This is a genomic window from Streptococcus sp. HMSC066E07, assembly GCF_001814695.1.
In the GTDB taxonomy this organism is placed as follows: Bacteria; Bacillota; Bacilli; order Lactobacillales; family Streptococcaceae; genus Streptococcus; species Streptococcus hominis.
Genome location: NZ_KV817430.1, coordinates 41369 through 67564 on the forward strand (window position 1 = coordinate 41369; position 26196 = coordinate 67564).

Consider the following 26196-nt stretch of genomic DNA (forward strand, 5'->3'; position numbering starts at 1 on the left):
GTTTTTTCATTTCTTTTACGAATAGTATCTTTGAAAGATATTAATGAAAGTAAAAGGAATGATAAAATGGATAATTTTGATATTTATAAATTAAAAAAAGCCGGCTTGACCAACCAACAGGTCATCAATGTTCTTTCGTATGCTGAAATACAAGACAAAGAATTATCGGTAAAAGATATGGCAGTTGTTTCGGAATGCCGCAATCCTGCTCTTTTCATTGAAAAATATCTGCAGCTAGATGATGATTTATTATGTCAAGAATTTGAAAAATTTCCGTCTTTTTCTATCTTGGATGATGTGTATCCTTGGGATTTGAGCGAAATTTACAATCCACCCGTTCTACTTTTCTATAAAGGAAACTTGGATTTGTTAAAATTACCGAAAGTAGCTGTTGTGGGAAGCCGCAATAGTAGCCGAACAGGCAGTCAATCTGTTCAAAAAATTGTTAAAGAGCTAAACAATGAGCTAGTTATCGTAAGCGGCTTAGCGCGCGGAATTGATACATCAGCTCACATGGCAGCGTTGCAAAATGGCGGTCGAACGATTGCCGTTATTGGAACCGGTTTAGATGTTTTTTATCCAAGAGCAAATAAAAAACTTCAATCTTATTTGGGAGAACATCACCTTGTGCTTAGTGAATATGGTCCCGAATCAGAGCCATTGAAATTTCATTTTCCAGAGCGGAATCGCATTATTGCAGGTTTGTGTAGAGGCGTTATTGTAGCTGAAGCCAAAATGCGCTCAGGAAGTCTAATTACTTGTGAGCGCGCAATGGAAGAAGGACGAGATGTGTTTGCTATTCCAGGGTCAATTTTAGACGGCAGAAGTGATGGCTGTCATCATTTGATTCAAGAGGGTGCAAAGTGCGTCACAACAGGCGCTGACGTACTTTCTGAATTCCAATTTTAAAACAAGTTCTCCTATAAGAGAATGTTACTAGTTGACATCTTAAAAAAAATAGTTTAAACTCTATGAGGTTTATTACTTTTAGAAGGTGTTTACATTGGTAACAAAAACAAAGAAAAAAACAGCAATGAAAAAAAATCTGGTGATTGTAGAGTCGCCAGCTAAAGCAAAAACAATCGAAAAATATTTAGGGCGGAACTACAAGGTTTTAGCCAGCGTTGGACATATTCGCGATTTGAAAAAGTCTACCATGTCCATCGATTTTGAAAACAACTATGAGCCAGAATATATCAATATTCGCGGAAAAGGGCCTCTTATCAATGATTTGAAAAAAGAAGCTAAAAAAGCGAAACAAGTCTATCTTGCAAGTGACCCGGACCGTGAAGGAGAAGCCATTTCTTGGCATTTGGCACATATTCTAAATTTGGACGAGACAGATAAAAACCGTGTTGTTTTCAACGAAATCACGAAAGATGCAGTTAAAAATGCTTTTAAAGAACCGCGCCAGATTGACATGGATTTGGTAGATGCTCAACAAGCGCGTCGTGTCCTTGACCGTATTGTGGGGTACTCTATCTCTCCAATTCTCTGGAAAAAAGTCAAAAAGGGATTGTCAGCTGGACGTGTGCAATCTGTTGCCTTGAAGCTTATCATTGACCGTGAAAATGAAATCAATGCTTTTAAACCAGAAGAGTATTGGACGATTGACGGAACTTTCAAAAAAGGACCTCGTCAATTTCAAGCAAGCTTTTACGGCATGAATGGCAAGAAAATGAAGCTTGCTACCAACGATGATGTAAAAAACGTTCTTTCTCATATCGAAGGTGATGAATTTACTGTCGAAAGCGTTGAGAAAAAGGAACGCAAGCGCAATGCTCCGCTACCTTATACCACATCATCTATGCAGCAGGACGCTGCCAATAAAATTAATTTCCGAACTCGTAAGACGATGATGGTCGCTCAGCAACTTTATGAAGGAATTAATATCGGATCTGGTGTGCAAGGTTTGATTACCTATATGCGTACAGACTCCACTCGTATTAGTCCGGTAGCTCAAAACGAAGCTGCAACCTTCATTACAGATCGTTTTGGTGAGAAATATTCTAAACACGGCAGTAGAGTCCGAAATGCTTCTGGCGCACAAGACGCCCATGAAGCGATTCGTCCGTCAAGTGTGTTCAACACACCTGAAAATATCGCGAAATATCTAGATAAAGATCAATTAAAGCTATACACGCTGATTTGGAATCGTTTTGTAGCTAGTCAAATGACTGCAGCAGTATTTGACACTATGAGTGTGAAATTGGAGCAAAACGGTGTTCAATTTGCTGCAAATGGTAGTCAAGTTAAATTTGACGGTTATCTAGCTATTTACAACGATTCTGATAAAAATAAAATGTTGCCTGATATGGAAAAGGGTGATACAGTGAAACGGGTCAACACCAATCCTGAACAGCATTTCACACAACCACCTGCTCGTTATTCTGAAGCGACCTTGATTAAGACATTGGAAGAAAATGGTGTCGGACGTCCATCAACTTATGCACCAACAATCGAAACTATTCAAAAACGCTACTATGTCAAATTAGTTTCTAAGCGCTTTGAGCCAACTGAACTGGGAGAAATCGTGAACTCTCTGATTGTTGAATTTTTCCCAGATATTGTCAATGTGAAATTTACCGCTGATATGGAAGCTAAGCTAGATGATGTCGAAGTAGGAAAAGAGCAATGGCAAAAGGTCATTGATGAATTTTATAAGCCGTTTGAAAAAGAAGTTGCAAAAGCAGAAACTGAAATGGAAAAAATTCAAATCAAAGATGAACCTGCTGGATTTGACTGTGAAGTCTGTGGAAGTCCTATGGTTATCAAATTGGGCCGCTATGGTAAATTCTATGCATGTAGCAATTTTCCTGACTGTCGTCATACTCAAGCGATTGTCAAAGAAATCGGTGTAGAGTGTCCTAAGTGTCACAAAGGGCAAATCATTGAACGCAAAACCAAACGCAATCGCCTTTTCTATGGCTGTAATCGCTACCCAGATTGTGACTTTACTTCTTGGGATAAACCAGTCGGTCGCTCTTGTCCGAAATGTGGTCAGTATCTTGTAGAAAAGAAGGTTCGCGGTGGTGGCAAACAAGTTGTCTGCAGTAATGGCGACTATGAAGAAGAAAAAGTAAAATAAATTAAAGGTGTTTGCATAATTTATTTTATGTAAACTTTCTTTACATATAGCAAAGGGAACTGTATGAAAGAGAAATTTGATGAATTTTTAAAAATTACAAGAGAGTTGAACAAAATCGAAATCACTCCTCTTCTTATGGGCTCATTAGGACTTGAACAGGTAACTGGTCGAGATTGGCAAGCGCGAGATATTGATATTCATGTGCCGGGAGACCCAAGAGGTTGGGGGGCTCCTGATGAGGAGCGAATTTATGATTTTGAAAAGATTGAAATGATTATGAACCGATTGGGTTATCACTTAGTAGATCTGCACGAGCATGAATTTCAAAAGGATGATTTATCAGTCGAATTCGGTGGGATGAATACTTTGGAAGACTTTGCTGGGATTCCTTTAGATGAATTAGAGAAACATCAAACGGTAGGAGCAATTTATTTTTTGCCAAATGCAGAGCAGTATCTCAAGATTTATCAGGCTTCTTCGCAAGATTCTTATCGAAATGAACAAAATAATGATAAAGATTTTGCTAAAATTGCCTATTTAGAAAATTTTTTAAATCAATAGATAGAAGAAGTGTTCTTTGATTAAGAACTATCAGTTGATAAAACTGTTTTTATCTAGTGACTAGCATAATCATTGCAGAAAGTCTCGCTCGTCAGTAGGGGCTTTTTCTGTTATAATGGTAAAGAATAATTAGAAAGATTTGTGGGAGTTTACTCCCGAAGAGGTATTGGTCTATTGTCTCAATCTTATATTAATGTTATTGGAGCTGGTCTTGCAGGTAGCGAGGCAGCTTATCAAATTGCTAAACGCGGTATTCCTGTTAAGCTGTATGAAATGCGAGGAGTGAAATCTACTCCGCAACATAAGACTAGTGATTTTGCAGAGCTAGTCTGCTCGAATTCTCTACGGGGGGATTCGCTAACGAATGCAGTTGGTTTGTTAAAAGAAGAAATGCGCCGTTTGGATTCCATCATTATGCGAGCAGCAGAAGCTATGCGTGTTCCTGCTGGAGGAGCATTAGCAGTTGACCGTGACGGTTTTTCACAAATGGTGACTGATGAGGTGACAAACCACCCTTTAATCGAAGTTATTCGTGAGGAAATCACCAAAATTCCTGATGATACGATTACTGTTATTGCGACGGGACCTTTGACAAGTGATACACTCGCTGAAAAGATTCACGCGCTAAATGGTGGAGCTGGATTTTACTTTTATGATGCAGCAGCACCGATTGTAGATGTCAATACAATTGACATGGAGAAAGTTTACCTCAAATCTCGCTATGACAAGGGAGAAGCTGCTTATCTCAATGCTCCTATGACTAAGAGTGAGTTTATGGCTTTTCATGACGCTTTGGTAAATGCCGAGGAAGCACCGTTAAATAGCTTTGAAAAAGAAAAATACTTTGAAGGCTGTATGCCGATTGAGGTGATGGCAAAAAGAGGAATAAAAACCATGCTCTACGGTCCTATGAAGCCAGTTGGTTTGGAATACCCAGATGACTATAAAGGACCTCGTGATGGTGAATTTAAGACACCCTATGCAGTCGTTCAGCTTCGTCAAGACAATGCAGCTGGAAGCCTTTATAATATTGTTGGTTTCCAAACACACCTAAAATGGGGTGAACAGAAGCGCGTTTTTCGAATGATTCCGGGATTGGAAAATGCAGAATTTGTCCGCTATGGAGTTATGCACCGCAATTCTTACATGGATTCACCAAATCTCCTGACGCAGACGTTCCAGTCTAAAAAACAAGAGAATATCTTTTTTGCAGGTCAAATGACCGGTGTAGAAGGGTATGTAGAATCTGCCGCGTCCGGGCTGGTAGCCGGTATCAATGCAGCTAGACTTTTCAATGGAGAAGAAGCCCTGGTCTTTCCAGAAACAACTGCTATTGGAAGCTTACCTCATTATATCACGCATGCTGATAGCAAGCATTTCCAGCCAATGAATGTCAATTTTGGAATTATCAAGGAGTTGGACGGTCCACGCATTAGAGACAAAAAAGAACGATATGAAAAAATAGCAAAACGAGCGCTACAAGCTATCGAAAATTATCAAAATCTCTAGTTTTCTTTTGGAAAGGATAGAAATAATGATAATTTGTTATAAAAGTATTAAAAAAGTTAGGAATTCCCTAACTTTTTTGCATATTTTATGATATAATAGATAAAAATTTTGAAAATAGAAAGTTTTCTGATAATGAATCAATCCTATTTTTACCTTGAAGTAAGAGAACATGCATTAGAAGTGCCTTATAGCAAACAAAAGCGCCGTGTTCGAGTGCTACTCCCTAGAAATTATGAGCAAGATACTCAGAAATCCTATCCTGTAGTTTATTTTCATGACGGTCAAAATGTCCTTTATAGCAAAGAGTCTTTTAGTGGTCATTCTTGGAAAATCATTCCAACGATTAAGAGAAATCCCGACATTGAAAAAATGATTGTGGTGGCGATTGACAATGACGGTTTTAATCGAATGAATGAGTATTCTGCATGGAAATATCAAGAATCAACTATTCCAGGTATGCAATTTGGCGGCAAGGGGACAGAGTATGCGGAGTTTGTCATGGAAGTTGTTAAACCCTTTGTTGACGAGCATTATCGTACCAAATCAGACCGAGCGCACACGGCTATGGTTGGTTCTTCTTTAGGCGGAAACATTACGCAGTTTATGGGAATTGAATACCAAGAGCAAATTGGCTGCTTGGGTGTTTTCTCATCTGCAAACTGGCTGCATCAGGAAGCGTTCAATCGTTATATAGAACGCCATAACTTATTAGCAGATCAGCGGATTTATATTTATGTCGGAACGGAAGAAGCCGATGATACGGATAAAACCTTGATGGCTGGTAATATCAAGCAAGCTTATATTGATTCGTCAGTAACCTACTTCCGTCAGTTAATAGCGGGCGGTTTGGATTTGGAAAATCTGTTGTTTCATATCCAAGCTGGGGCAGAACACAATGAAATGGCTTGGGCTGAGCATTTACCTGATTGCCTTCGCTTCTTTAGCGAAAAATGGTAAATAAATTAATTAAGAATATGAGGAGAGAATTTATATGCATGTTGAGTTTTTAAGTCATTGGAGCGGTCATTTAAACCGTGAAATGTATGTGAATCGTTATGGGCACGCTGGAATGCCTGTAGTCGTTTTTGCTTCGTCTGGTGGCAGTCACAATGAATATGCAGATTTTGGTATGATTGAGGCTTGTTCATGGTTTATCGAAACAGGAAAAATTCAATTTTTTACTTTGAGTAGTGTAGATAGTGAAAGCTGGTTGGCTGATTGGAAAGCTCCTCACGACCGCGCAGAAATGCACCGAGCTTATGAGCACTATGTCATTGAGGAAGCTATTCCTTTTATCAAGCATAAAACAGGTTGGTTTGATCCGATGATGACAACAGGTTGCTCTATGGGAGCCTATCACGCTGTTAATTTCTTTCTCCAGCACCCCGATGTCTTCAATAAAGTCATTGCACTGAGCGGGGTTTACGATGCTCGCTTCTTTGTTGGTGATTGTTTGGATGATGAAGCAATTTATCAAAATTCACCAGCAGATTATATTTGGAATCAAAACGATGGCTGGTTTATTGACCACTATCGCAATGCTGATATCATTGTCTGTACAGGACTTGGTGCATGGGAGCAGGATGGACTACCTTCTTTCTACACCTTAAAAGAAGCCTTCGAGCATAAGAACATTCCTGCATGGTTTGCTGAATGGGGATATGATGTTTCGCATGACTGGATTTGGTGGCGCAAGCAAATGCCGTATTTTCTAAGTCAATTAAATCTATGATTAGAAAGGAAACAATATTATGAATTATATCGTTATTTCACCTTATTATCCACAAAATTTTCAACAATTTACCGTTGAACTTGCTAACAAAGGAATTACTGTTTTAGGGATTGGGCAAGAGCCTTATGATCAATTAGATCAACCTTTGAAAAATGCTTTAACAGAATATTTTCGTGTGGAAAATCTAGAAAATCTCGATGAAGTTAAACGTGCTGTAGCTTTCCTTTTTTACAAGCACGGACCAATTGACCGCATTGAGTCACACAATGAATATTGGTTGGATCAAGACGCAAAATTGCGTGAACAATTTAATGTTGTAGGACCAAAACCAAAAGACTTGAAAAAGACAAAATTTAAGTCCGAAATGAAGAAGCTCTTTAAAAAAGCTGGTGTTCCTGTCGTTCCTGGTCAAATTGTAAAAACCTTGCAGGCAGTTGACATGGCTGTCAGTAAAATTGGACTTCCATTGATTGCGAAGCCAGATAATGGAGTTGGCGCAGCCGGAACTTATAAATTGGAAACCACTGAAGATGTTGAACAATTTAAACAAGAGTGGGATAAGCAAACCGTTTATTTCTTTGAAAAATTCGTTGATTCTGGACAAATTTGCACGTTTGACGGATTACTCGATTCAAACGGAAATATTGTATTTTCAACGACTTTTGACTATGCTTATACCCCTTTAGACTTAGTTTTGAATCATTATGAAAACTCATATTATATTATAAAAGATATGGATCCAAAATTACGTCAATATGGGGAAGCTATTATTAAAGCGTTTGGCATGAAAGAACGTTTCTTCCATATTGAATTATTCCGTGACGGAGATGATTATATTGCCATAGAATACAATAATCGTCCAGCAGGTGCTTTTACGATTGATTTGTATAACTTTGCTCACTCCATTGACCTTTATCGTGGATATGCAGATATTGTGAATGGGGACCCCTTCCCACAACCTCAAGTCGAAGCACAATATGGCTTGGTTACTTCACGCCGTTCAACATCAAATTATGTGTATTCAGAAGAAGAATTGCGTACAAAGTACGGCGATAAATTAAAAGCAGTCAAAATCATGCCAAAGGCATTTGCAGACTTACAAGGAGATGTTCATTATATTTTGACAACATCAAGTCGTTCGGAAATCGATCAAATGATAGAGGATTTTGGGAAAAAGTAGAAATACCCATTTGTGAAATTTTTATTTAGTCAATTCAAATCAGCTTGCCAGCAAGGTTAGCTGATTTTTCTTTGTGAAATTGTTCAAGCATAAATTTTGACAGTATTTTTTAGTTTGTATAGAATGAAATTATAGAATTACACTCATAGAAAGGCTTGACTATGTCAACTTTAGATAAAAATCTTTTACTAGAGATGTTTCGTAAGATGGAAGAGATCCGTCGGATGGACTTAAAAATTGCTCAACTCGTAAAAAAGGGGAAAGTGCCAGGCATGACTCACTTTTCTGTCGGAGAAGAAGCAGCTAGCGTTGGAGCTATGCTGGCCCTCAATCCTGATGATTTGATTACTTCTAACCACCGTGGTCATGGTCAGGCGATTGCCAAAGGAATTGACCTGAACGGCATGATGGCAGAAATCATGGGCAAATACAACGGCACCTGCAAAGGAAAAGGTGGCTCCATGCACATTGCTGATTTGGATGCTGGAAACTTAGGAGCAAATGGTATCGTTGGCGGAGGCATGGGGATTGCGGTAGGTGCCGCCCTTACTCAGCAAATGCATCATACGGGAAAGATTGTTGTCTGTTTCTTTGGTGACGGAGCAACGAACGAAGGTGTTTTTCATGAAGCGGTTAATATGGCTTCTATTTGGAAGTTACCAGTGATTTTTTATTGTATCAATAATGGCTATGGTATTTCTGCGGATATTAAGAAAATGACCAATATAGAGCACATTCACGAGCGGAGTGCCGCTTATGGTATTCCTGGCATGTTTATCCCAGACGGGAACAACGTTATTGAGGTCTATGAGGGCTTTCAAAAAGCTATTAAATATGTTCGCAGTGGTAAAGGACCTGTCTTGATTGAGAGCGTAACCTATCGTTGGTTGGGACATTCATCTTCTGACCCAGGTAAATATCGGACGCGCGAAGAGGTAGAAGAATGGAAGAAAAAAGACCCAATTGAAAATCTTCGTAAATACTTGCTAGCAAATCAGATTGCAAGCGATGAAGAGTTAGAAGCTATCCAAGCAGAGGTTAAAGAAGCAGTGGAAGCATCTGTAAAATTTGCAGAGGAAAGTCCATTTCCACCGCTTGAATCAGCTTTTGAAGATATTTACGCGGACTAAGAGAGGAGATTGAACAATAATGGAAACAAAAACAATGTCCTTCCGTGACACCATTATCCTTGCCATGTCTGAGGAAATGCGTCTTGATGAAAATGTGTTGTTAATGGGAGAAGATGTCGGTATTTTCGGAGGAGATTTCGGAACATCCGTCGGAATGTTAGAAGAATTCGGTCCAGAACGAGTACGTGATTGTCCAATTTCTGAAGCAGCTATTTCAGGAGCCGCAGCAGGAGCGGCCATGACTGGGCTACGCCCAATTGTAGATATGACTTTTATGGATTTTTCTGTCATTGCCATGGATGCAATTGTCAACCAAGCCGCTAAGACTCGTTATATGTTTGGTGGCAAAGGTCAAGTTCCGATGACAATTCGCTGCGCAGCTGGAAATGGTGTCGGATCAGCTGCTCAACACTCACAATCTTTGGAATCTTGGTTCACACACATTCCGGGTTTAAAGGTTGTTGCACCTGGAACTCCTGCAGATATGAAAGGCTTGTTGAAATCCTCAATCCGCGACAACAATCCTGTTATTATTCTTGAGTACAAGTCAGAATTCAACCAAAAAGGCGAAGTTCCGCTTGATCCTGATTATACAATCCCTCTCGGTGTTGGTGACATCAAAAAAGAGGGGACGGATGTGACAGTTGTGACCTATGGAAAAATGCTCCGCAGGGTTATGCAAGCAGCTGAAGAATTGACAGAAGAAGGCATTTCGGTAGAAGTGGTGGATCCACGTACTTTGGTGCCTCTGGACAAGGATATCATTATCAACTCAGTCAAGAAAACAGGAAAAGTCGTTCTGGTTAATGATGCCCACAAAACTAGTGGTTATATCGGTGAAATTTCTGCTATCATTTCCGAATCAGAGGCATTTGACTATTTGGATGCACCAATTCGCCGCTGTGCTGGTGAAGATGTCCCCATGCCTTACGCCCAGAATCTTGAAAACGCCATGATTCCGACAGTTGAAAGTATCAAAGATGCTATTCGTAAGACTTACAATAAAGAATAAAACTGAAATTGATATTGATTACAATATTTCACATAACTAAAATTATGCAAAAACAAAAATAGCTCAAGATTAAAGAACAATCAATAAAAAAAGAAATAGGAGAAGCTATGACTGATGATAAGTTAAGAGCGACCCCTGCTGCTAGAAAATTAGCAGATGACTTGGGTATCAATCTCTATGACGTATCTGGTACTGGCGCAAAGGGACGAGTTCATAAAGAAGATATCGAAAGTTATCGAGAATTCAATATTGTGAAAATTACGCCCCTTGCAAAACGTATTGCAGAAGAAAATAATATCGCTTGGCAGGAAATCCAAGGGACAGGTGTTCGCGGCAAGATTATGAAGAAGGACGTTCTGACTTTGCTTCCTGAAAATGTTGACTCAGACAGCATCAAGTCACCTGCTCAGATTGAGAAAGCGGAAGAAATACCTGACAACATCACTCCTTATGGAGAAATTGAACGCCTTCCAATGACGCCAATGCGGAAGGTCATTGCAAAACGAATGGTGGATTCTTATCTGACAGCGCCAACTTTTACTCTCAACTATGATGTAGATATGACAGAATTGTTGGCACTACGCAAAAAGGTTTTAGAGCCAATCATGGAAGCGACAGGAAAGAAAATCACGGTCACGGATTTACTTTCTATGGCTGTTGTCAAAACTTTGATGAAGCACCCTTATCTCAATTCGTCTCTGACAGAAGATGGGCAAACCATTATCATGCACAATTATGTCAATCTGGCTATGGCTGTTGGTATGGACAACGGGCTTATGACACCGGTGGTTTACAATGCCGAAAAAATGAGTCTGTCTGAGTTAGTCGTTGCCTTCAAGGATGTGATTGGTCGAACTTTAGACGGGAAATTAGCGCCAAGCGAATTGCAAAACTCAACTTTTACGATTAGCAATCTAGGAATGTTTGGTGTTCAATCTTTCGGACCAATTATCAATCAGCCCAATTCTGCGATTTTGGGAGTTAGCTCAACCATTGAAAAACCAGTCGTAGTAAACGGAGAAATTGTGATTCGACCAATCATGAGTCTTGGATTAACCATTGACCACCGAGTCGTGGACGGCATGGCAGGTGCTAAATTCATGAAAGACCTGAAAACACTAATTGAAGACCCGATTTCAATGTTGGTATAAGAGAAAGTTTAAATGAGAGGAAAATAAAAATATGGCCTTAGAAGTAATTATGCCAAAAGCCGGCGTTGATATGACAGAAGGACAGATTGTTCAATGGAATAAAAAAGTTGGCGAATTTGTAAAAGAAGGAGAAATCCTTCTGGAAATCATGACAGATAAAGTCAGTATGGAATTAGAAGCAGAAGAAGACGGCTATCTGATTGCTATCTTAAAAGGGGACGGTGAGACTGTTCCTGTAACGGAAGTTATCGGTTATCTGGGCGAAGAAGGAGAAAATATTCCGACTGCTGTGGCTGCTTCAGATGCTAGTTCAACACCAACTGCAGCCATAACTTCTAACGACGATAATAAGAGTGATGACGCTTATGATATTGTGGTTATTGGTGGCGGACCAGCTGGCTATGTAGCAGCGATTAAAGCAGCTCAATTAGGAGGCAAGATTGCTCTTGTTGAAAAATCTGAACTAGGTGGAACCTGCCTCAACCGTGGCTGTATCCCGACTAAGACCTATCTTCACAATGCAGAAATTATTGAAAGCCTAAGCCATGCGGCAAACCGCGGTATTATCATTGAAAATCCAAACTTTACCGTCAATATGGATAAAGTCCTGGAAACCAAAAACAAGGTTGTCAATACACTTGTCGGAGGCGTTGCAGGTCTGCTTCGCAGCTACGGTGTTGATGTTCACAAAGGAATTGGTACCATTACCAAAGATAAGAATGTCTTGGTGAATGGTGCTGAACTTCTTGAGACCAAGAAGATTATCTTAGCTGGTGGATCAAAAGTCAGCAAGATTAACGTTCCAGGTATGGAATCACCACTTGTTATGACTAGCGATGATATCCTGGATATGAAGGAAGTTCCAGAAAGTTTAGTAATCATTGGTGGTGGCGTTGTTGGTATTGAGCTAGGACAGGCTTTCATGACCTTTGGCTCCAAAGTAACGGTCATTGAGATGATGAATCGGATTGTTCCAGCTATGGATACGGAAGTATCTAAGAACCTTCGCTTGATCTTGGAGCGCAAGGGCATGACCATTTTGACAGAGACCAAGCTGGAAGAAATTGTCGAAGAAAATGGCAAGCTCTGCATCAAAGTTGCAGGAAAGGAAGATATCATAGCTGATAAAGCTTTGCTTTCTATCGGACGCGTGCCTGATTTGGAAGGCATTGGCGAGGTTGACTTTGAACTAGACCGCGGTCGTATCAAGGTCAATGAATATATGGAAACTTCTGTTTCAGGAATTTACGCGCCCGGAGACATTAACGGTACCAAGATGTTGGCGCATGCAGCTTTTCGTATGGGGGAAGTAGCTGCAGAGAATGCTCTCAAAGGCAATCACGTAGTTGCTAAATTAAATCTAACTCCAGCAGCTATTTACACTTTGCCAGAAGTTGCGGCAGTCGGTCTGACTGAAGAACAAGCTCGCGAAAAATACGATATAGCTATCGGCAAATTCAACTTCGCAGCAAACGGACGAGCAATTGCATCTGATGCTGCTCAAGGATTTGTCAAAGTGATTGCTGATAAGAAATACGGAGAAGTTCTCGGTGTTCACATTATCGGCCCTGCAGCAGCTGAGTTAATCAATGAAGCTTCTACTATCATTGAAATGGAAATCACGGTAGAAGAAATGCTCAAAACCATTCACGGTCATCCGACATTTTCAGAAGTTATGTACGAAGCATTTGCAGACGTACTCGGCATGGCAATTCATGCTCCTAAGAAAAGATAAGAGGCACTATGAAATACATTATCAATAATAGTTACGATACAGCTTTCAACATTGCTCTTGAGGAGTATGCCTTCAAGCATCTCCTTGATGAAGATATGATTTTCTTGCTTTGGATTAATAAACCCTCTATCATTGTCGGACGTCATCAGAATACCATTGAAGAAATCAATCGTGACTATGTCCGAGAGCATGGCATTGAGGTTGTTCGTCGTATCAGTGGAGGCGGAGCTGTCTATCATGACTATAACAATCTCAACTACACCATCATTTCCAAAGAAACTGAGAACAAAGCCTTTGATTTTAAGAGCTTCTCTATTCCGGTCATCAAGACTTTGGAAGAATTAGGTGTAAAAGCAGAATTTACAGGGCGCAACGATTTGGAAATTGACGGAAAAAAATTCTGTGGCAATGCTCAGGCTTATATCAATGGTCGAATCATGCATCACGGTTGCTTGCTGTTTGACGTAGAGTTATCTGTCTTGGTGAATGCCTTAAAAGTTTCCAAAGATAAGTTTGAGTCCAAAGGAGTCAAATCTGTTCGCGCTCGTGTAACCAATATCGTTGATGAATTGCCTGAAAAGATTACCGTCGAGCAATTTCGTGATCTCCTGCTAGACTATATGAAGAAAGAATATCCAGAAATGACAGAATATGTCTTCTCCGATGATGAACTAGATGAAATCAACCATATCAAGGAAACTAAATTTGCTACTTGGGATTGGAATTATGGCAAATCGCCAGAGTACAATGTTCATCGTGGTACCAAGTTTACTAGTGGTAAGGTCGAAATCTTTGCCAATGTTGTTGAGTCGAAGATTGAAAATATTAAAATTTACGGCGACTTCTTTGGTATCGAGGACGTAGTAGCAGTAGAAAAAGCTTTGAAAGGCGTCAAGTATGAGCGCGAGGACGTTTTAAAAGCTCTTGAAAACCTGGATATTGCTCGCTATTTCGCTGGAATTAGCCAAGAAGAAATTGCAGAAGCGATTGTGGGATAAAAAAACAACTGACTCTCTTACATTATTAATTAGAGTCAGTTGTTTTTGGTTTATTTTCAAGGAGAATATTTTACATAAGTTTAAATATGTAAAAATCATAAATTATCCAATGCATTTTTTTGTTCGTCATTAACAATATGGGTGTAGAGGTCTGTAACTTGAGTACTGGCATGTCCTAGCTGATGACTGACCAAAACTTGAGATTTAGTAGCATCATAAAGTCGAGTAGCCAGCGTATGGCGGAGTTTGTGAGGTGTCACTCGAACTTTGAAATCTTCAGAATACTTAGCAACCATCTTTTCTACACTAGAAGCATCAATCCGGTTAGGAGCACCTCTATATTCTGTCAAAAATAGGGCAGTGTCTGATTTTTCAGCTTTATAACGTTTAGAGCGAACCTCCAGGTACCTTTCCAAATAAGCTTTGGCAAAAGCTGCAACATTGACAGAATCTCTTTTCCCGCCCTTACGAGTAACTTCAATGACCATCATTTTGAGATTTAGGTCTTTCAAATCAAGATTTACTGCCTCGGATAGACGAACACCAGATGCAAGAAGCAGTGCTATGATTGCCAAATCTCGCTCTTTATTTTTGTCAAAAGAGGAGAGAGCCCGATTTGATAAATTTTTAGGGTATTCATCATCAATATAATTCAAAAATTGTTCAGTTTCTTCGCCCAAAAAGAGTTTTTGTTTGATGTTTTCAGCGCGCGCAGCTAAAGTCTCTCTCTTTTTCTTAGTAGACACTTTTTTCATGACATTACGATAGAAATAAGGTTCCCCATTCTCATTTTCCACCTCTTCAGTTAAATATTTATAAAGGCTAGAGAGAGCAGAAAGAGTGCGATTAATAGTGGTTTGAGATACTCCGTTTTGCGTGGTATTAGCGTTAAGCAATGGACGCTCCCGTAAGTAAAGAATAAACGCTTCCATGTCTTTTTTAGTCATATTTTCCAATACTAACAGAGGAATTTCTGCAATCTGTGACCCATCAGCAATTCCAGAGTCTAAAATCCAATGAAAAAAACGATTATATTCTTTGAGGTATTCATATAAGGTTGTAAAACTGTATGGAACAGTCAATTTAGACTGATAGTATTCCAAAATGTACCAAGGCATGATAGCTTTTAGTTTTTCAATTCTTTCTAACAGTATTTCACGTTTCATTAAGATATTCTCCATCATTTTCTATAATAGAAGTATAGCACACTCCTGTATTTTTTTCAAGAAAATTATAGTTTTTCGGAAAGATGTTAGAGAAAGTTTTATACAATATCTCCTATTCAATGATTGCAATTATACAAAAAAACAAGCCGTTCCTTTAAATTAAGCGACTTGTTTTTTGCGTTTGTTTATTTCCGCTTTTTCTTGGCCTTTTTCATTTTATTTGCCATGCGTTTCATGGCTTGTTTGGTTGCAAATTCACCAATTTTTCCTTTAAGTCCGCCACCAAACATCTGGCTCATGTCAGGATTTCCAGCACCTCCTAGAGCAGACATGTCCATATTTTGAAGGGCTGACATATCCATACCGTTCATATTTGGCATATTTTTTGGTAAATTGTTAGGATTGAGTCCCATTTGCTTCATCATTTTATTCATATCACCAGACATGACACCTTGCATGACTTGTTTCGCTTGGTTAAAGTCTTTGATAAATTTGTTGACTTCGACAAAGCTATTACCAGATCCTGCAGCAATCCGACGGCGACGACTTGGATTAAGGAGGTCGGGATTTTCCCGTTCGATAGGTGTCATAGATGAAACAATGGCACGTTTGCGGGCGATTTCGTTTTCATCTACCTTAAAATTCTTCATAGCAGGATTGTTAGCCATGCCAGGAATCATCTTTAACAAATCTTCCATTGGTCCCATATTTTGTACTTGATCCAGCTGGTCAATGAAATCGTTGAAATCAAAGGTGTTTTCTCGCATTTTTTCAGCCATCTCAAGCGATTTTTGCTCATCATACTCCTGAGAAGCTTTTTCAATCAAGGTCAACATATCTCCCATGCCCAAAATACGGCTAGACATCCGATCTGGGTGGAAAGTTTCAATATCGGTAATCTTTTCACCAGTACCAGTGAACTTGATTGGTTTACCAGTAATTTGACGGACAGATAAAGCTGCACCGCCACGTGTATCGCCATCAATCTTAGTCAGAATAACCCCAGTCACTTCCAACTGAGCGTTGAATTCGCGAGCTACATTGGCGGCTTCTTGACCAATCATAGCATCTACAACCAAGAGGATTTCATTTGGTTGAGCCAGTGCTTTGACATCGCGCAGCTCATTCATGAGCTTTTCATCGATTTGCAGGCGACCAGCTGTATCAATCAGCACATAGTCATTGTGATTAGCCTTGGCTTGCTCCAGACCTTGACGAACAATCTCTACTGCTGGTACTTCTGTGCCTAGTGAAAAGACTGGTACATCGATTTGCTGACCGAGAGTTGTAAGCTGGTCAATGGCCGCCGGACGATAAATATCAGCAGCTATCATTAAAGGACGAGCGCCTTCTTCCTTCTTGAGTTTATTAGCCAACTTTCCGGCAAACGTAGTCTTACCAGCACCTTGAAGACCGACCATCATGATAATAGTCGGGATTTTTGGAGATTTGATAATTTCTGCCGTATCAGAGCCTAATACAGCGGTCAATTCTTCATCAACAATCTTGATGATTTGTTGAGCAGGATTTAGTGTATCAATGACTTCGTGTCCGACAGCGCGCTCACGAACTTTCTTGATAAAGTCTTTAACAACTGGCAAAGCTACATCGGCTTCCAAGAGTGCCAAACGAATCTCTTTGGTCGCTTCTTGAACATCACTCTCTGAAATTTTGCCCTTGCGACGCAGATTTTTAAAAACGTTCTGTAAACGTTCAGTTAAACTTTCAAATGCCATAAATTTTATTTCTCCTAGTTAATTTCTATGTATTGGTTATTGATTTTTGGTATTTTTGAGTCGACAATTCACTATTCTCGATTGTCAATACTGGATAAAATCGAAATTTGCTCTTGTAAATAGGTGTCATCTGCATACTTTTCCATTATTTGATCAAAAATCTGACTTCTGACGATATAATCTGAATACATGTGCAGTTTCATTTCGTAGTCTTCGAGAATCTTTTCTGTTCGTTTGATATTGTCATAAACAGCCTGACGACTAACTTGAAATTCTTCAGCAATCTCAGCTAGACTATAATCATCTGCATAATAAAGCTCAATATAATTCATTTGCTTATCTGTTAAAAGTGCTGCATAAAACTCAAAAAGAGCATTCATTCGATTGGTTTTTTCAATTTCCATAAAAAATATTATATCAAAAAATACAGATAAACTCTACTAGCGAAGAGTTTTACTCACTAAAAAACACTCTTAAATCAGCAAGGGTATTTACGTATATAAAATTATGTAAAACAAATCAATTGTTTTCCAAATAAAATTCAAACCGTTCTCCCACATATTGACTTTTAACATATTCAAAAGCGGTACCGTTGTCAAAATAAGAAATCTGTGTCAAACCAAGAATGGCATGTCCTCTAGGGATTTCTAGATAATGTGCAATCTTTTCTTTGGCAAGACGAGCATAAATGGTCTGTTGAGATTTTCCGATTTTATAGTCGTGCTCTTGCAAGGTTTGGAAAAAATGCTTCGTAATTTCTTCTTTATTAAAGTTTTTGATGAATTTCTCTGGAATGGAAGCGACTTCATAAACTACGGGAATATTATCTGCATACCGTACCCGCTCCATTCGGACAACATTTTCCGTCTTTTCAATTCCTAATTTTTCGACCTCTTCTTTACTTGGCAGTGTTCGACGGTAAGAAATCAGTTGGCTTGAAGGTGTCTTGCCTTGGGATTTGATGATTTCTGTAAAGCTGGTTGTGCCGCGCATCTTTTCTTGAACTCGCGTACTGGCTACAAATGTACCACTTCCCATACGACGTTCCAGCACTCCTTCTTCTACTAAAAGAGTGATTGCCTGACGAAGTGTCATGCGACTAACTTCAAATTGTTCAGCTAAATCGCGCTCGCTTGGCAGACGTTGCCCGATTTTCCAAATTTCCTCGTCAATTTCTTTTTTTATTTGATCGTGAATTTTAATATAGGCTGGAAGCATAGTAACCCCTTTCAAGAATGGTTTCCTCTCTTCATTGTATTATCAATTGAAATAAAAGTCAATCGCTACTTAATGTTATTGGAAAAAGTCTCTATTTTGTGTTAGAATAAACAAAGAAGTTTCATTTGAGAAAGGAAAGAAATGGCAACTACAACTGAATTGCAAGATATTGAAAGAATCATTGTATTGGATTATGGCAGCCAATATAATCAGCTCATCTCACGCCGTATTCGGGAGATTGGTGTTTTTTCTGAGCTAAAAAGCAATAAAATCACAGCCGCTGAAGTTCGTGAGATAAATCCGGTCGGAATTATCCTGTCTGGTGGACCAAATTCTGTCTATGAAGAAGGCTCATTTGATCTTGACCCTGAAATTTTAGAATTGGGTATTCCAATTCTAGGAATTTGTTATGGAATGCAGCTTTTGACTCACAAATTAGGTGGGAAAGTTGTACCTGCTGGAAATGCCGGAAACCGTGAGTATGGGCAATCAGAGCTTATTCATACTGATTCACAGCTTTTTGCAAGCACTCCTGAAAAACAAATCGTTCTTATGAGTCACGGAGATGCTGTTACCGAAATTCCTCAAGGATTCGTACGAACTGGAACTTCTGCTGATTGTCCATTTGCAGCTATTGAGCAACCTGAAAAGCAGATTTATGGCATTCAATTTCACCCTGAAGTACGTCATTCTGTTTATGGGTATGACATTCTACGCAATTTTGCTTTGAATATTTGTGGCGCCAAAGGCAACTGGTCAATGGATAACTTTATTGAAATGCAAATCAAGCGAATTCGAGAAACAGTTGGCGATAAACGTGTTCTTCTTGGGCTCTCAGGCGGCGTTGATTCATCAGTTGTTGGCGTTCTCCTTCAAAAAGCTATCGGAGACCAGCTTATCTGTATCTTTGTAGATCATGGATTGCTCCGTAAGGGCGAAGCAGATCAAGTCATGGATTCTCTTGGCGGGAAATTCGGTCTTAATATCATCAAAGCAGACGCTGCTAAACGTTTCCTTGATAAATTAGCTGGTGTTTCTGATCCAGAGCAAAAGCGTAAAATCATCGGCAATGAATTTGTCTATGTCTTTGATGATGAAGCCAGCAAACTGAAAGATGTAAAATTCCTCGCACAAGGAACACTTTATACTGATGTGATTGAGTCTGGTACTGATACTGCCCAAACAATCAAATCGCACCATAACGTCGGTGGACTTCCCGAAGACATGCAGTTCAAACTGATTGAACCACTCAATACACTTTATAAAGACGAAGTTCGTGCACTTGGTACAGAACTTGGTATGCCGGATGAAATCGTTTGGCGTCAGCCATTCCCAGGTCCAGGACTTGCTATTCGCATTATGGGTGAAATTACAGAAGAAAAACTCACAACTGTACGTGAATCCGACGCCATTCTCCGTGAAGAAATCGTGAAAGCTGGACTCGATCGTGATATCTGGCAATACTTCACTGTAAATACTGGTGTTCGTTCAGTAGGTATTATGGGTGATGGTCGAACTTATGATTATACCATTGCTATTCGTGCTATTACTTCTATTGATGGAATGACAGCAGATTTTGCTAAAGTCCCTTGGGAAGTACTACAAAAAATCTCTGTTCGTATCGTCAATGAAGTAGATCACGTCAACCGCATTGTCTACGATATCACCAGCAAACCACCAGCAACGGTTGAGTGGGAATAAACTATAAGAGTAACTTTGGCTAAGAATCCTTGATTTAACAGCATTTTAACAACTGTATGAAGTATTAAAATGAGATAAATATATTTGGATTGTCTCCAAAGTGTCTCCAAAGAAGCTCTTAATCGAGCTTCTTTTTATTAAATTTCGGAGGTATTTATGGATTTTAATATAGATAATCAGAAAAAATCTTTATCTGGTTCTGCTTCAAATTTAACTTTGTCTGAATTGCTTCAAAAAATCCAAGAGATTCCTAAATTGAATGTATCTGTAAAAAAAGATTATTCAGTTGGATATGAAAATTGTGAAAAACAATTTAAAATGAATTATGCAATTACTTTCAATGATTTTGATAATGAAACTTGGTTAGTTAAACCAACTAGCTCGATTCGAACTGATAGAATCTATGGGAATGAATTTTTTGCTCAAAACATCAAGCTAGTTGATAATAATGTCACAAAAATCTTTGTCGTTGTACCAGATTCTATTACCGAAAAAGAGCTAAAAAATAAAAATGACTATTCAAATAAGATACATAGCGAAACTTATGTATCTTTCTTAGATGATGTACTAACTTTTTCTGAATTAAAAGACTACGTACTAAATCATGCTTCCGAAAATCTATCTCAAGGGATTAGTGCTAATATTTTGGGAAACAATGCTGAGGATAGTATTGTTGACTTACTGACTGACAAAAACAATATCCTTCTATGGAACGATTACGCAAAACATAGCCAAACAATTAAATCTTCTACTTATCATTGGTTTAGTCAAATTTTAAAAGTTTCTGGCATTAGTGAACAAGATACCGTTTTAGACATTGTGGCAACTAATTTAATACCTAAATTAAATAATCGTGGTTATCCTAAAACAGATGTATCTTTTACAATTACTACTGAACAAGAAGAAATAACTAAAAATATTAGTGTAAAAAATACTTCTGCGGATACCGTAACAGTCCATGAGGGAACTGTAGACGATATTATTCTTGCCCTTAATCTCGATTCTTCTTCGTCATTGGCTAATTCACTCAAAGAATTTCAAGCATATGGTAGTGCTAAAGGATTGAAAGAAAATAATGAAGTTGCCTATAACACATTAGTTGATGAAATGCACAAATACAATAAAGAATTAGTTAACTTCTTTATATTTGGGGTCAACAGCCCATTAGTTAACAATCCTATTCAAGTTGCTGATATAATACTGTATACTAAAAATTTTGAGGTTATTTCAAGGGATTTGTATGTTGATGAATATATTGAGAAATATTCATCTAAAGGACAATTAGGCACACCGTTTAAGTGGACATATCCTAGTAAAAAACGAGGTCAAAAAATACAAATCAAAGGATTTACAAATAATAAAAAATAGCAGTACAACATTCTGCTATTTTTTATTCTAAAGATATATTTTCATTTCATCTGCAACTGCTTTAATCACTGGTACTGCAACTGAATTACCAAACTGCCTATACATTTGAGTTCTTGAGACGGGAACTTTGAAGTCGTCTGGAAATCCCATTAGTCGTTTACATTCTAGCTCACTATATAATCGCAAACCAGTTTCCCCACCTCTTACAAATGTTCCAGTCAAACGTTGGATTTTATGATAGCTAGCAACAAGTGTATTTACCTGTATATCACTTGTTTTATCAATAATTTGAGGTCTACCATCATCTTTTTTGAAAAGGTAGGTGTCTTGTAAATGTTTTGAAATCTTGTAACCGATTGGATTATCTTCTAGTATAGAACCTACTGGAACTTTTTTATCAGTTCCCTTCGGAAACTTAAAATCATGCACTTCCAGGTCAGGTCTAAATCCAACAATGATAATTCTTTCTCTTCTCTGCGGTAAACTAAATCGTTGAGCATCGAGAATTTCATAAAAAACTGAATAACCTAATTCTTCTTCTAACGCTCTCATAATCACTTTTAAAGTATTTCCTTTATCGTGAGTTACAAGGCCTTTTACATTCTCAAGTAAGAAAGCTTTTGGTTTTTTCTCTTTTAAGATACGAAGTACATCAAAGAACAAAGTTCCCTGAGTTTCATGAGTAAAGCCTTCACGCTTACCAATATGGCTGAATGGCTGACATGGAAAACCTGCTAAAAGTATATCATGGTCTGGAATATCTTTCTCATTAATTTGAGTAATATCCCCTTTTGGTTTTTCGCCATAATTCTCTTCATAAGTTTTAGAAGCATATTTATCCCATTCGGAACTAAAAACACATTCCGTATTGCTATCTTCAAACCCTTTTCTAATCCCACCAATACCAGCAAATAAATCAATAAATTTGAGTTTATCATTTGGTTTTGTTTTGTTTTCCATTTTAACTTCTATACCTATTTTAATAAGCTCGGAGCATTTTTGACTAAAATTCTTACAGTCATCAAGCTCAAGTGAATCAATTGCATCAATCTCACTCTGAGTTAGATAAATATTTTTCATCTGTTTTTTATCAGAAACTGGTTTTCTTCCCGCTCCCTTGCGTGTGCCACCCTGCATATTTTCTTCTCTACTTCCTTATTCGTAATATATCCATTATATCATTTTTTGATAAAAAAATATTTTTTTTCAACTATTTGTCCGTAAAACGAGAACCAATGATATCTCGAAAATGAACAACTATTTATTCTTTAGTTATTTTTTGTTTTTCAATGTACTCTTCAATCAATTTATTTTGCATCTCTTCTTCGTACAACTCAATCATTCTCCATTTATTGTACTCCTCTTCAATTTTTTCCTGATTTTTTTTATCTACCATCTTATAAAATCTTTCTTCTGAAAAGTATGTAGTAGCATTGATCGAAAACATATCACTTTCAAAATATAACTGTTCAATATTCCCATAAAAATCCAGTTGAGCAGACATTAACTTTTCAATATAGATTTCGCTAGCTTCTAACAAGTCCGATAAAACATCAATATCAGGTTTTTCTGATGCAGTTAAATGATAACCATAAGATTCTGGACTTCTACTCATTCTATAATATGTTAAATCTGAATCAATTTTAAAGTCATCTATAATAATATCATATGCACGTTTTCCTAAAGAGTGGTATGTTTCAATACCATCTAGTGGTTCAAGTATGTGACTTAAAACTTGACTAAATGCTTGTTCAAAATTTTGAAAATTAACTACTACTGTTTTTTTAAGATATCTTCCATTTTCATCTTTAGACTCATACGTAAATGGAGTCAATAAGAATTTACTAAATCTCGACATCATTTCATGCGAAGCATTCGATGAGCAAAAAGCAAATACTGATTCTGCAAAAACATCTATATTGTTATTTTTATAATCAGAAGCAAACATTGAGCCAAATTCATAGTCTTCATTCACTGCTTTTTCCAAAGCAATATATCTTGCATATGGCACATAATCTATCAGTACATCGCGGACAAGTGAAGAATACTCATCAACTCTCTCTAAATCTAAAAATAAGTTCAGAATGAAATTAAACTTGTCCACTTCTGTGTAATCAAAATCAAATCCCCAGAGCAACTCCTGAAGTGAAATAAACTCTAGGTTGCTCTTTTTCATATCGCTCTCATCAATTTTATTTGAAGAATATGAATTGAAATTCGGTTTTAATTTTAAGTTATCTATCAGTGATTCAGCAACTATAACCGATAATTTTTTTTTTAAAATCTCTGGTTCTCCAACTCTAATTTCTTTAATAAGACTGGGTTTATTACTATATAAATGAGTGTTTCTTATAGCTCTTAATTCCTTATATCTAATATCCCCTGAAGCTCTTAAGATGGTTCGTTCTTCGTTTATAACATCGATACGATTGTTAATCCTTAGCTGTGCGCTTTTTAAATAGTATTTAATTAAATTATTGAACATATTATACCTCTTTCAAAAAAAACGGATAATTTCAGTTTTAATTATACAACGAATTCCTGAATTTTTCAACAACTACGCGATATAATTAAATCATAAAGAAATCAGAATCGATTTCTAGTAACATCCTCCTATTGGCGGAGTGCTAGCCAATTAGAAAAAAATGAGGTAATCAAAATGATTACAAATTTGAAACAAACTTTGCGTGAATTACGTGCATATCGTTTAATAAATTACGGTAACACGGCTTACCAACGCATTAGTAATGACTGGCATTTTGAAAATGTACCAACTGAATTGAGAGAGCTTTGGTATGGACAAGATGTCGTTTCTTTCATAACTCTATCTATCGCATATGACTCAGACATTGAGCGAATGTCACACAATGAGTTGGTTCGTTGGATTGATAACGAACAGTGTCTTATCGCTCGTTTGGAAAAAGTTTTTTCAAACCTTGAAACACAGAAAGTAGGTACTTACTATGGCAAAAACTAACTGGAATAGAAGCCTTGAAGAGGTTCTCAAACAAAAAACGCAACCTAAAGTGATGGTTAGCGAAAAAACTGGTAATGAATACACAGCTGATGTTGTCCCTATTCTAAACGTTGTATCAATTGGTTCAATTGAAGAAATTGATGGGAAGTTCAAATATTCAATTGTAGATACAAACAACGACCTAGAATATACAATCAAAACATCAAATAAGGTTGATGTAAAGTTCGGTACAATTCTTCAATTCAAGAACGTACGTGGCGGTGCAACGACTAATGGTGTTGGGTGGTATGCTGCTGACTCAGTAGCCGTGGTTCAACGTAATGCGTAACCGTAGATACCGTAGAATCAAACCTACTCCTAATTGTAAACCTCAAGGCTATCAACTCTCTCTGGTAGCCTTTACGGTTACAATTAGTATGACTGGATTGCTACTCTACATAAGCTATTCAATAGAACTATCGAAACCATATCTGACTAAGCCGTTGCTATTCTTTGCTATTATAGACTTCATTATCTTCTTATGTTTAGTGTATACTTGGTCGCTACGTGAAGAGGTATCAACTATTTCGATACCAGTCATGTCTAATCAAGCCAATAGGTTATCCCAAAAATTGAAGCGATTATTCAATGACAAACAAATCACAGATGTCCTAAAACTTTCAAACTCAACACGCTATGGCGATGAAATGCCGGAATTACATGTGTGGATTAACGATGATTTGAATGAGGGTTATATCGCTATTGAGAATATTGCTAACTGGGAACGTGCCGACCGTGAAAAGTTTGAACAGCGAGTATCTGGAATACTATCAGGTAAATACCAACGTTTTGCTGTTGTCAACTCCGAACTAACCGCTGAAGATAGTTATATTATCTTCCATTTTGAAGATACATTAACTTCTCAAAGACTACATGTCAAAGATGAATCCGATTCATTGAAAGATTTTATCAATGACAATAAACATGCTATTCGTTTGTCTAACGACCTTGTTTGGAATTCCGATATTGTACCACATTTAAGCGTCATTGCTCGCACTCGAGCAGGGAAATCTGTGCTTGCTGGTCGTTATATGGCTCGTCTAATGTTGTTACAGGATTGGATTGTTGAATATAATTCTGCCAAATATGACAGATATGTAAAAGAATTTAACGGTCAATCAGACCCTATTAAAATAGTCGAGCGTGCTGAATATTGGTGCTCTATAATGGATGAACGACTGACTAAAATCAATAAAGCGGGTAAAGACAAATATCTAGAAATGAAAGATATGCCTGATATTGCTTTATTTTTTGACGAACTAGGGAATCTAAATGCTTCACTTGAATCATTGGATAAAGTAGATAAAACCCTAAAAATCACTTCACGATGGACTACTGCTATTAACCGCCTATCTGCCACTGGTGGCTCTTCTGGTATCCATATTATAGCTATTAGCCAATTTGCGACAAAAGAAGGATTCCTTCCTTCGCTTGCTCGTGTAAATTGTTCAGATGCTGTAATTATGCTTGGAGGGGCAGCTGACTCCGCTGATGAACGTAAATATTTGATGAGTGGATTTGCTGATATACCTAAGCGTAGTTACGGCAAAGGGCAAGGTGTCGCACGAATAATTGGTTCAGGGAGAAAATGGGAAAATAGTCCTCATTTCTTCGAAACACCATGGTTTGATGCCTAATCTGGTTGTTAATTCAACTAGCAATGTCTGTTGAATTAACAACTAGATTCATGACAAATCCGACGAGTCACAGGGTCGGTCATCTTGAAAAGATGAAACAAAACTAATTCTAACTATTTCTAACGCCTGCACGGCACTGGGCTTGTCAAGTGCCGTGCATATTCAAAAACCTAGAAATATCAAGGATTTGAACGATTTATAAAAAATTAATCTCCTGATTTATCTAGAGAATAGTTAGAAGAATAATTAAATAAGGAG

Annotated in this window: 23 protein-coding genes; 17 read left to right on the top strand and 6 right to left on the bottom strand. The window is 37.9% G+C overall.

The features are described from left to right. Window positions 1-66: 66 nt before the first annotated feature. The 12 genes from dprA (at window position 67) to HMPREF2984_RS03270 (ending at window position 14096) form a co-directional block, all read left to right on the top strand. Window positions 67-909: a DNA-processing protein DprA gene (gene dprA / locus HMPREF2984_RS03215; RefSeq protein ID WP_003042009.1), complete on the top strand. Its 843-nt coding sequence runs from the start codon at window positions 67-69 to the stop codon at window positions 907-909. Between the two features lie 85 nt (window positions 910-994). Then, window positions 995-3088 (top strand): type I DNA topoisomerase, encoded by a 2094-nt coding sequence (gene topA, locus HMPREF2984_RS03220; RefSeq protein ID WP_106083555.1) that lies wholly within the window; start codon window positions 995-997, stop codon window positions 3086-3088. 63 nt (window positions 3089-3151) lie between these two features. Beyond that, window positions 3152-3649 (top strand): phosphoribosylanthranilate isomerase, encoded by a 498-nt coding sequence (locus tag HMPREF2984_RS03225; RefSeq protein ID WP_070670458.1) that lies wholly within the window; start codon window positions 3152-3154, stop codon window positions 3647-3649. Between the two features lie 174 nt (window positions 3650-3823). Further along, window positions 3824-5158 (top strand): methylenetetrahydrofolate--tRNA-(uracil(54)-C(5))-methyltransferase (FADH(2)-oxidizing) TrmFO, encoded by a 1335-nt coding sequence (gene trmFO, locus HMPREF2984_RS03230; RefSeq protein WP_070670461.1) that lies wholly within the window; start codon window positions 3824-3826, stop codon window positions 5156-5158. 132 nt (window positions 5159-5290) lie between these two features. Beyond that, entirely contained in the window at window positions 5291-6115 is an 825-nt protein-coding gene (locus HMPREF2984_RS03235) for an alpha/beta hydrolase (protein WP_070670464.1), read from the top strand. A gap of 34 nt (window positions 6116-6149) precedes the next feature. Beyond that, complete coding sequence (locus tag HMPREF2984_RS03240) at window positions 6150-6890, top strand: esterase family protein (RefSeq protein WP_003029686.1); 741 nt, start codon at window positions 6150-6152, stop codon at window positions 6888-6890. A gap of 19 nt (window positions 6891-6909) precedes the next feature. Continuing rightward, a complete protein-coding gene (locus HMPREF2984_RS03245; RefSeq protein ID WP_003029688.1) occupies window positions 6910-8070 on the top strand; it encodes an ATP-grasp domain-containing protein in 1161 nt (386 codons plus the stop codon). Window positions 8071-8231: 161 nt separating this feature from the next. After that, window positions 8232-9200 carry a thiamine pyrophosphate-dependent dehydrogenase E1 component subunit alpha gene (locus HMPREF2984_RS03250; RefSeq protein WP_049534051.1) on the top strand — a complete coding sequence of 323 codons (969 nt, stop codon included), beginning with the start codon at window positions 8232-8234 and terminating at the stop codon, window positions 9198-9200. Between the two features lie 19 nt (window positions 9201-9219). Beyond that, on the top strand, window positions 9220-10212 hold the full coding sequence (locus HMPREF2984_RS03255) for an alpha-ketoacid dehydrogenase subunit beta (RefSeq protein ID WP_003029690.1): 993 nt from the start codon (window positions 9220-9222) through the stop codon (window positions 10210-10212). A gap of 107 nt (window positions 10213-10319) precedes the next feature. Further along, the gene (locus tag HMPREF2984_RS03260; RefSeq protein ID WP_049534048.1) at window positions 10320-11363 is read left to right on the top strand and encodes a dihydrolipoamide acetyltransferase; all 1044 of its coding nucleotides are present in this window, start codon (window positions 10320-10322) and stop codon (window positions 11361-11363) included. A 31-nt stretch (window positions 11364-11394) separates the two neighbouring features. Further along, complete coding sequence (gene lpdA / locus HMPREF2984_RS03265; RefSeq protein ID WP_049534046.1) at window positions 11395-13098, top strand: dihydrolipoyl dehydrogenase; 1704 nt, start codon at window positions 11395-11397, stop codon at window positions 13096-13098. A gap of 8 nt (window positions 13099-13106) precedes the next feature. Next, a complete protein-coding gene (locus tag HMPREF2984_RS03270) occupies window positions 13107-14096 on the top strand; it encodes a lipoate--protein ligase (RefSeq protein WP_003029695.1) in 990 nt (329 codons plus the stop codon). 95 nt (window positions 14097-14191) lie between these two features. Here the strand turns inward: HMPREF2984_RS03270 and xerS are convergent, their stop codons facing one another. The 4 genes from xerS to HMPREF2984_RS03290 all read right to left on the bottom strand — a co-directional run bounded on the left by xerS (window position 14192) and on the right by HMPREF2984_RS03290 (window position 18216). Continuing rightward, entirely contained in the window at window positions 14192-15262 is a 1071-nt protein-coding gene (gene xerS / locus HMPREF2984_RS03275) for a tyrosine recombinase XerS (RefSeq protein ID WP_022525126.1), read from the bottom strand. Window positions 15263-15447: 185 nt separating this feature from the next. Then, window positions 15448-16998: a signal recognition particle protein gene (ffh, locus tag HMPREF2984_RS03280; protein ID WP_070670467.1), complete on the bottom strand. Its 1551-nt coding sequence runs from the start codon at window positions 16996-16998 to the stop codon at window positions 15448-15450. Between the two features lie 71 nt (window positions 16999-17069). Further along, window positions 17070-17402 (bottom strand): putative DNA-binding protein, encoded by a 333-nt coding sequence (locus tag HMPREF2984_RS03285; protein WP_003024506.1) that lies wholly within the window; start codon window positions 17400-17402, stop codon window positions 17070-17072. A gap of 115 nt (window positions 17403-17517) precedes the next feature. Further along, window positions 17518-18216, bottom strand: coding sequence for a GntR family transcriptional regulator (locus tag HMPREF2984_RS03290; RefSeq protein ID WP_003029701.1), 699 nt, complete (start codon window positions 18214-18216; stop codon window positions 17518-17520). Between the two features lie 141 nt (window positions 18217-18357). Here HMPREF2984_RS03290 and guaA point away from each other — a divergent pair, with 141 nt between their 5' ends. Next, window positions 18358-19917: a glutamine-hydrolyzing GMP synthase gene (gene guaA / locus HMPREF2984_RS03295; RefSeq protein WP_070670470.1), complete on the top strand. Its 1560-nt coding sequence runs from the start codon at window positions 18358-18360 to the stop codon at window positions 19915-19917. 156 nt (window positions 19918-20073) lie between these two features. Further along, window positions 20074-21285 (top strand): MspI family type II restriction endonuclease, encoded by a 1212-nt coding sequence (locus HMPREF2984_RS03300; protein WP_070670474.1) that lies wholly within the window; start codon window positions 20074-20076, stop codon window positions 21283-21285. A 27-nt stretch (window positions 21286-21312) separates the two neighbouring features. On the opposite strand, the gene HMPREF2984_RS03305 is transcribed toward HMPREF2984_RS03300, so the two are convergent. After that, window positions 21313-22422 (bottom strand): DNA cytosine methyltransferase, encoded by a 1110-nt coding sequence (locus HMPREF2984_RS03305; RefSeq protein WP_070670477.1) that lies wholly within the window; start codon window positions 22420-22422, stop codon window positions 21313-21315. A 124-nt stretch (window positions 22423-22546) separates the two neighbouring features. Then, window positions 22547-23770, bottom strand: a complete 1224-nt coding sequence (locus HMPREF2984_RS03310) for a hypothetical protein (protein ID WP_070670480.1) — start codon at window positions 23768-23770, stop codon at window positions 22547-22549. Between the two features lie 174 nt (window positions 23771-23944). Here HMPREF2984_RS03310 and HMPREF2984_RS03315 point away from each other — a divergent pair, with 174 nt between their 5' ends. The 3 genes from HMPREF2984_RS03315 to HMPREF2984_RS03325 all read left to right on the top strand — a co-directional run bounded on the left by HMPREF2984_RS03315 (window position 23945) and on the right by HMPREF2984_RS03325 (window position 25938). After that, window positions 23945-24262 (top strand): hypothetical protein, encoded by a 318-nt coding sequence (locus tag HMPREF2984_RS03315; RefSeq protein WP_070670483.1) that lies wholly within the window; start codon window positions 23945-23947, stop codon window positions 24260-24262. Continuing rightward, the gene (locus HMPREF2984_RS03320) at window positions 24249-24590 is read left to right on the top strand and encodes a hypothetical protein (protein WP_049504947.1); all 342 of its coding nucleotides are present in this window, start codon (window positions 24249-24251) and stop codon (window positions 24588-24590) included. Before HMPREF2984_RS03315 ends, HMPREF2984_RS03320 begins: the two co-directional genes overlap by 14 nt. A gap of 250 nt (window positions 24591-24840) precedes the next feature. Further along, the gene (locus HMPREF2984_RS03325) at window positions 24841-25938 is read left to right on the top strand and encodes a cell division protein FtsK (RefSeq protein ID WP_257362386.1); all 1098 of its coding nucleotides are present in this window, start codon (window positions 24841-24843) and stop codon (window positions 25936-25938) included. Window positions 25939-26196 lie beyond the last annotated feature (258 nt).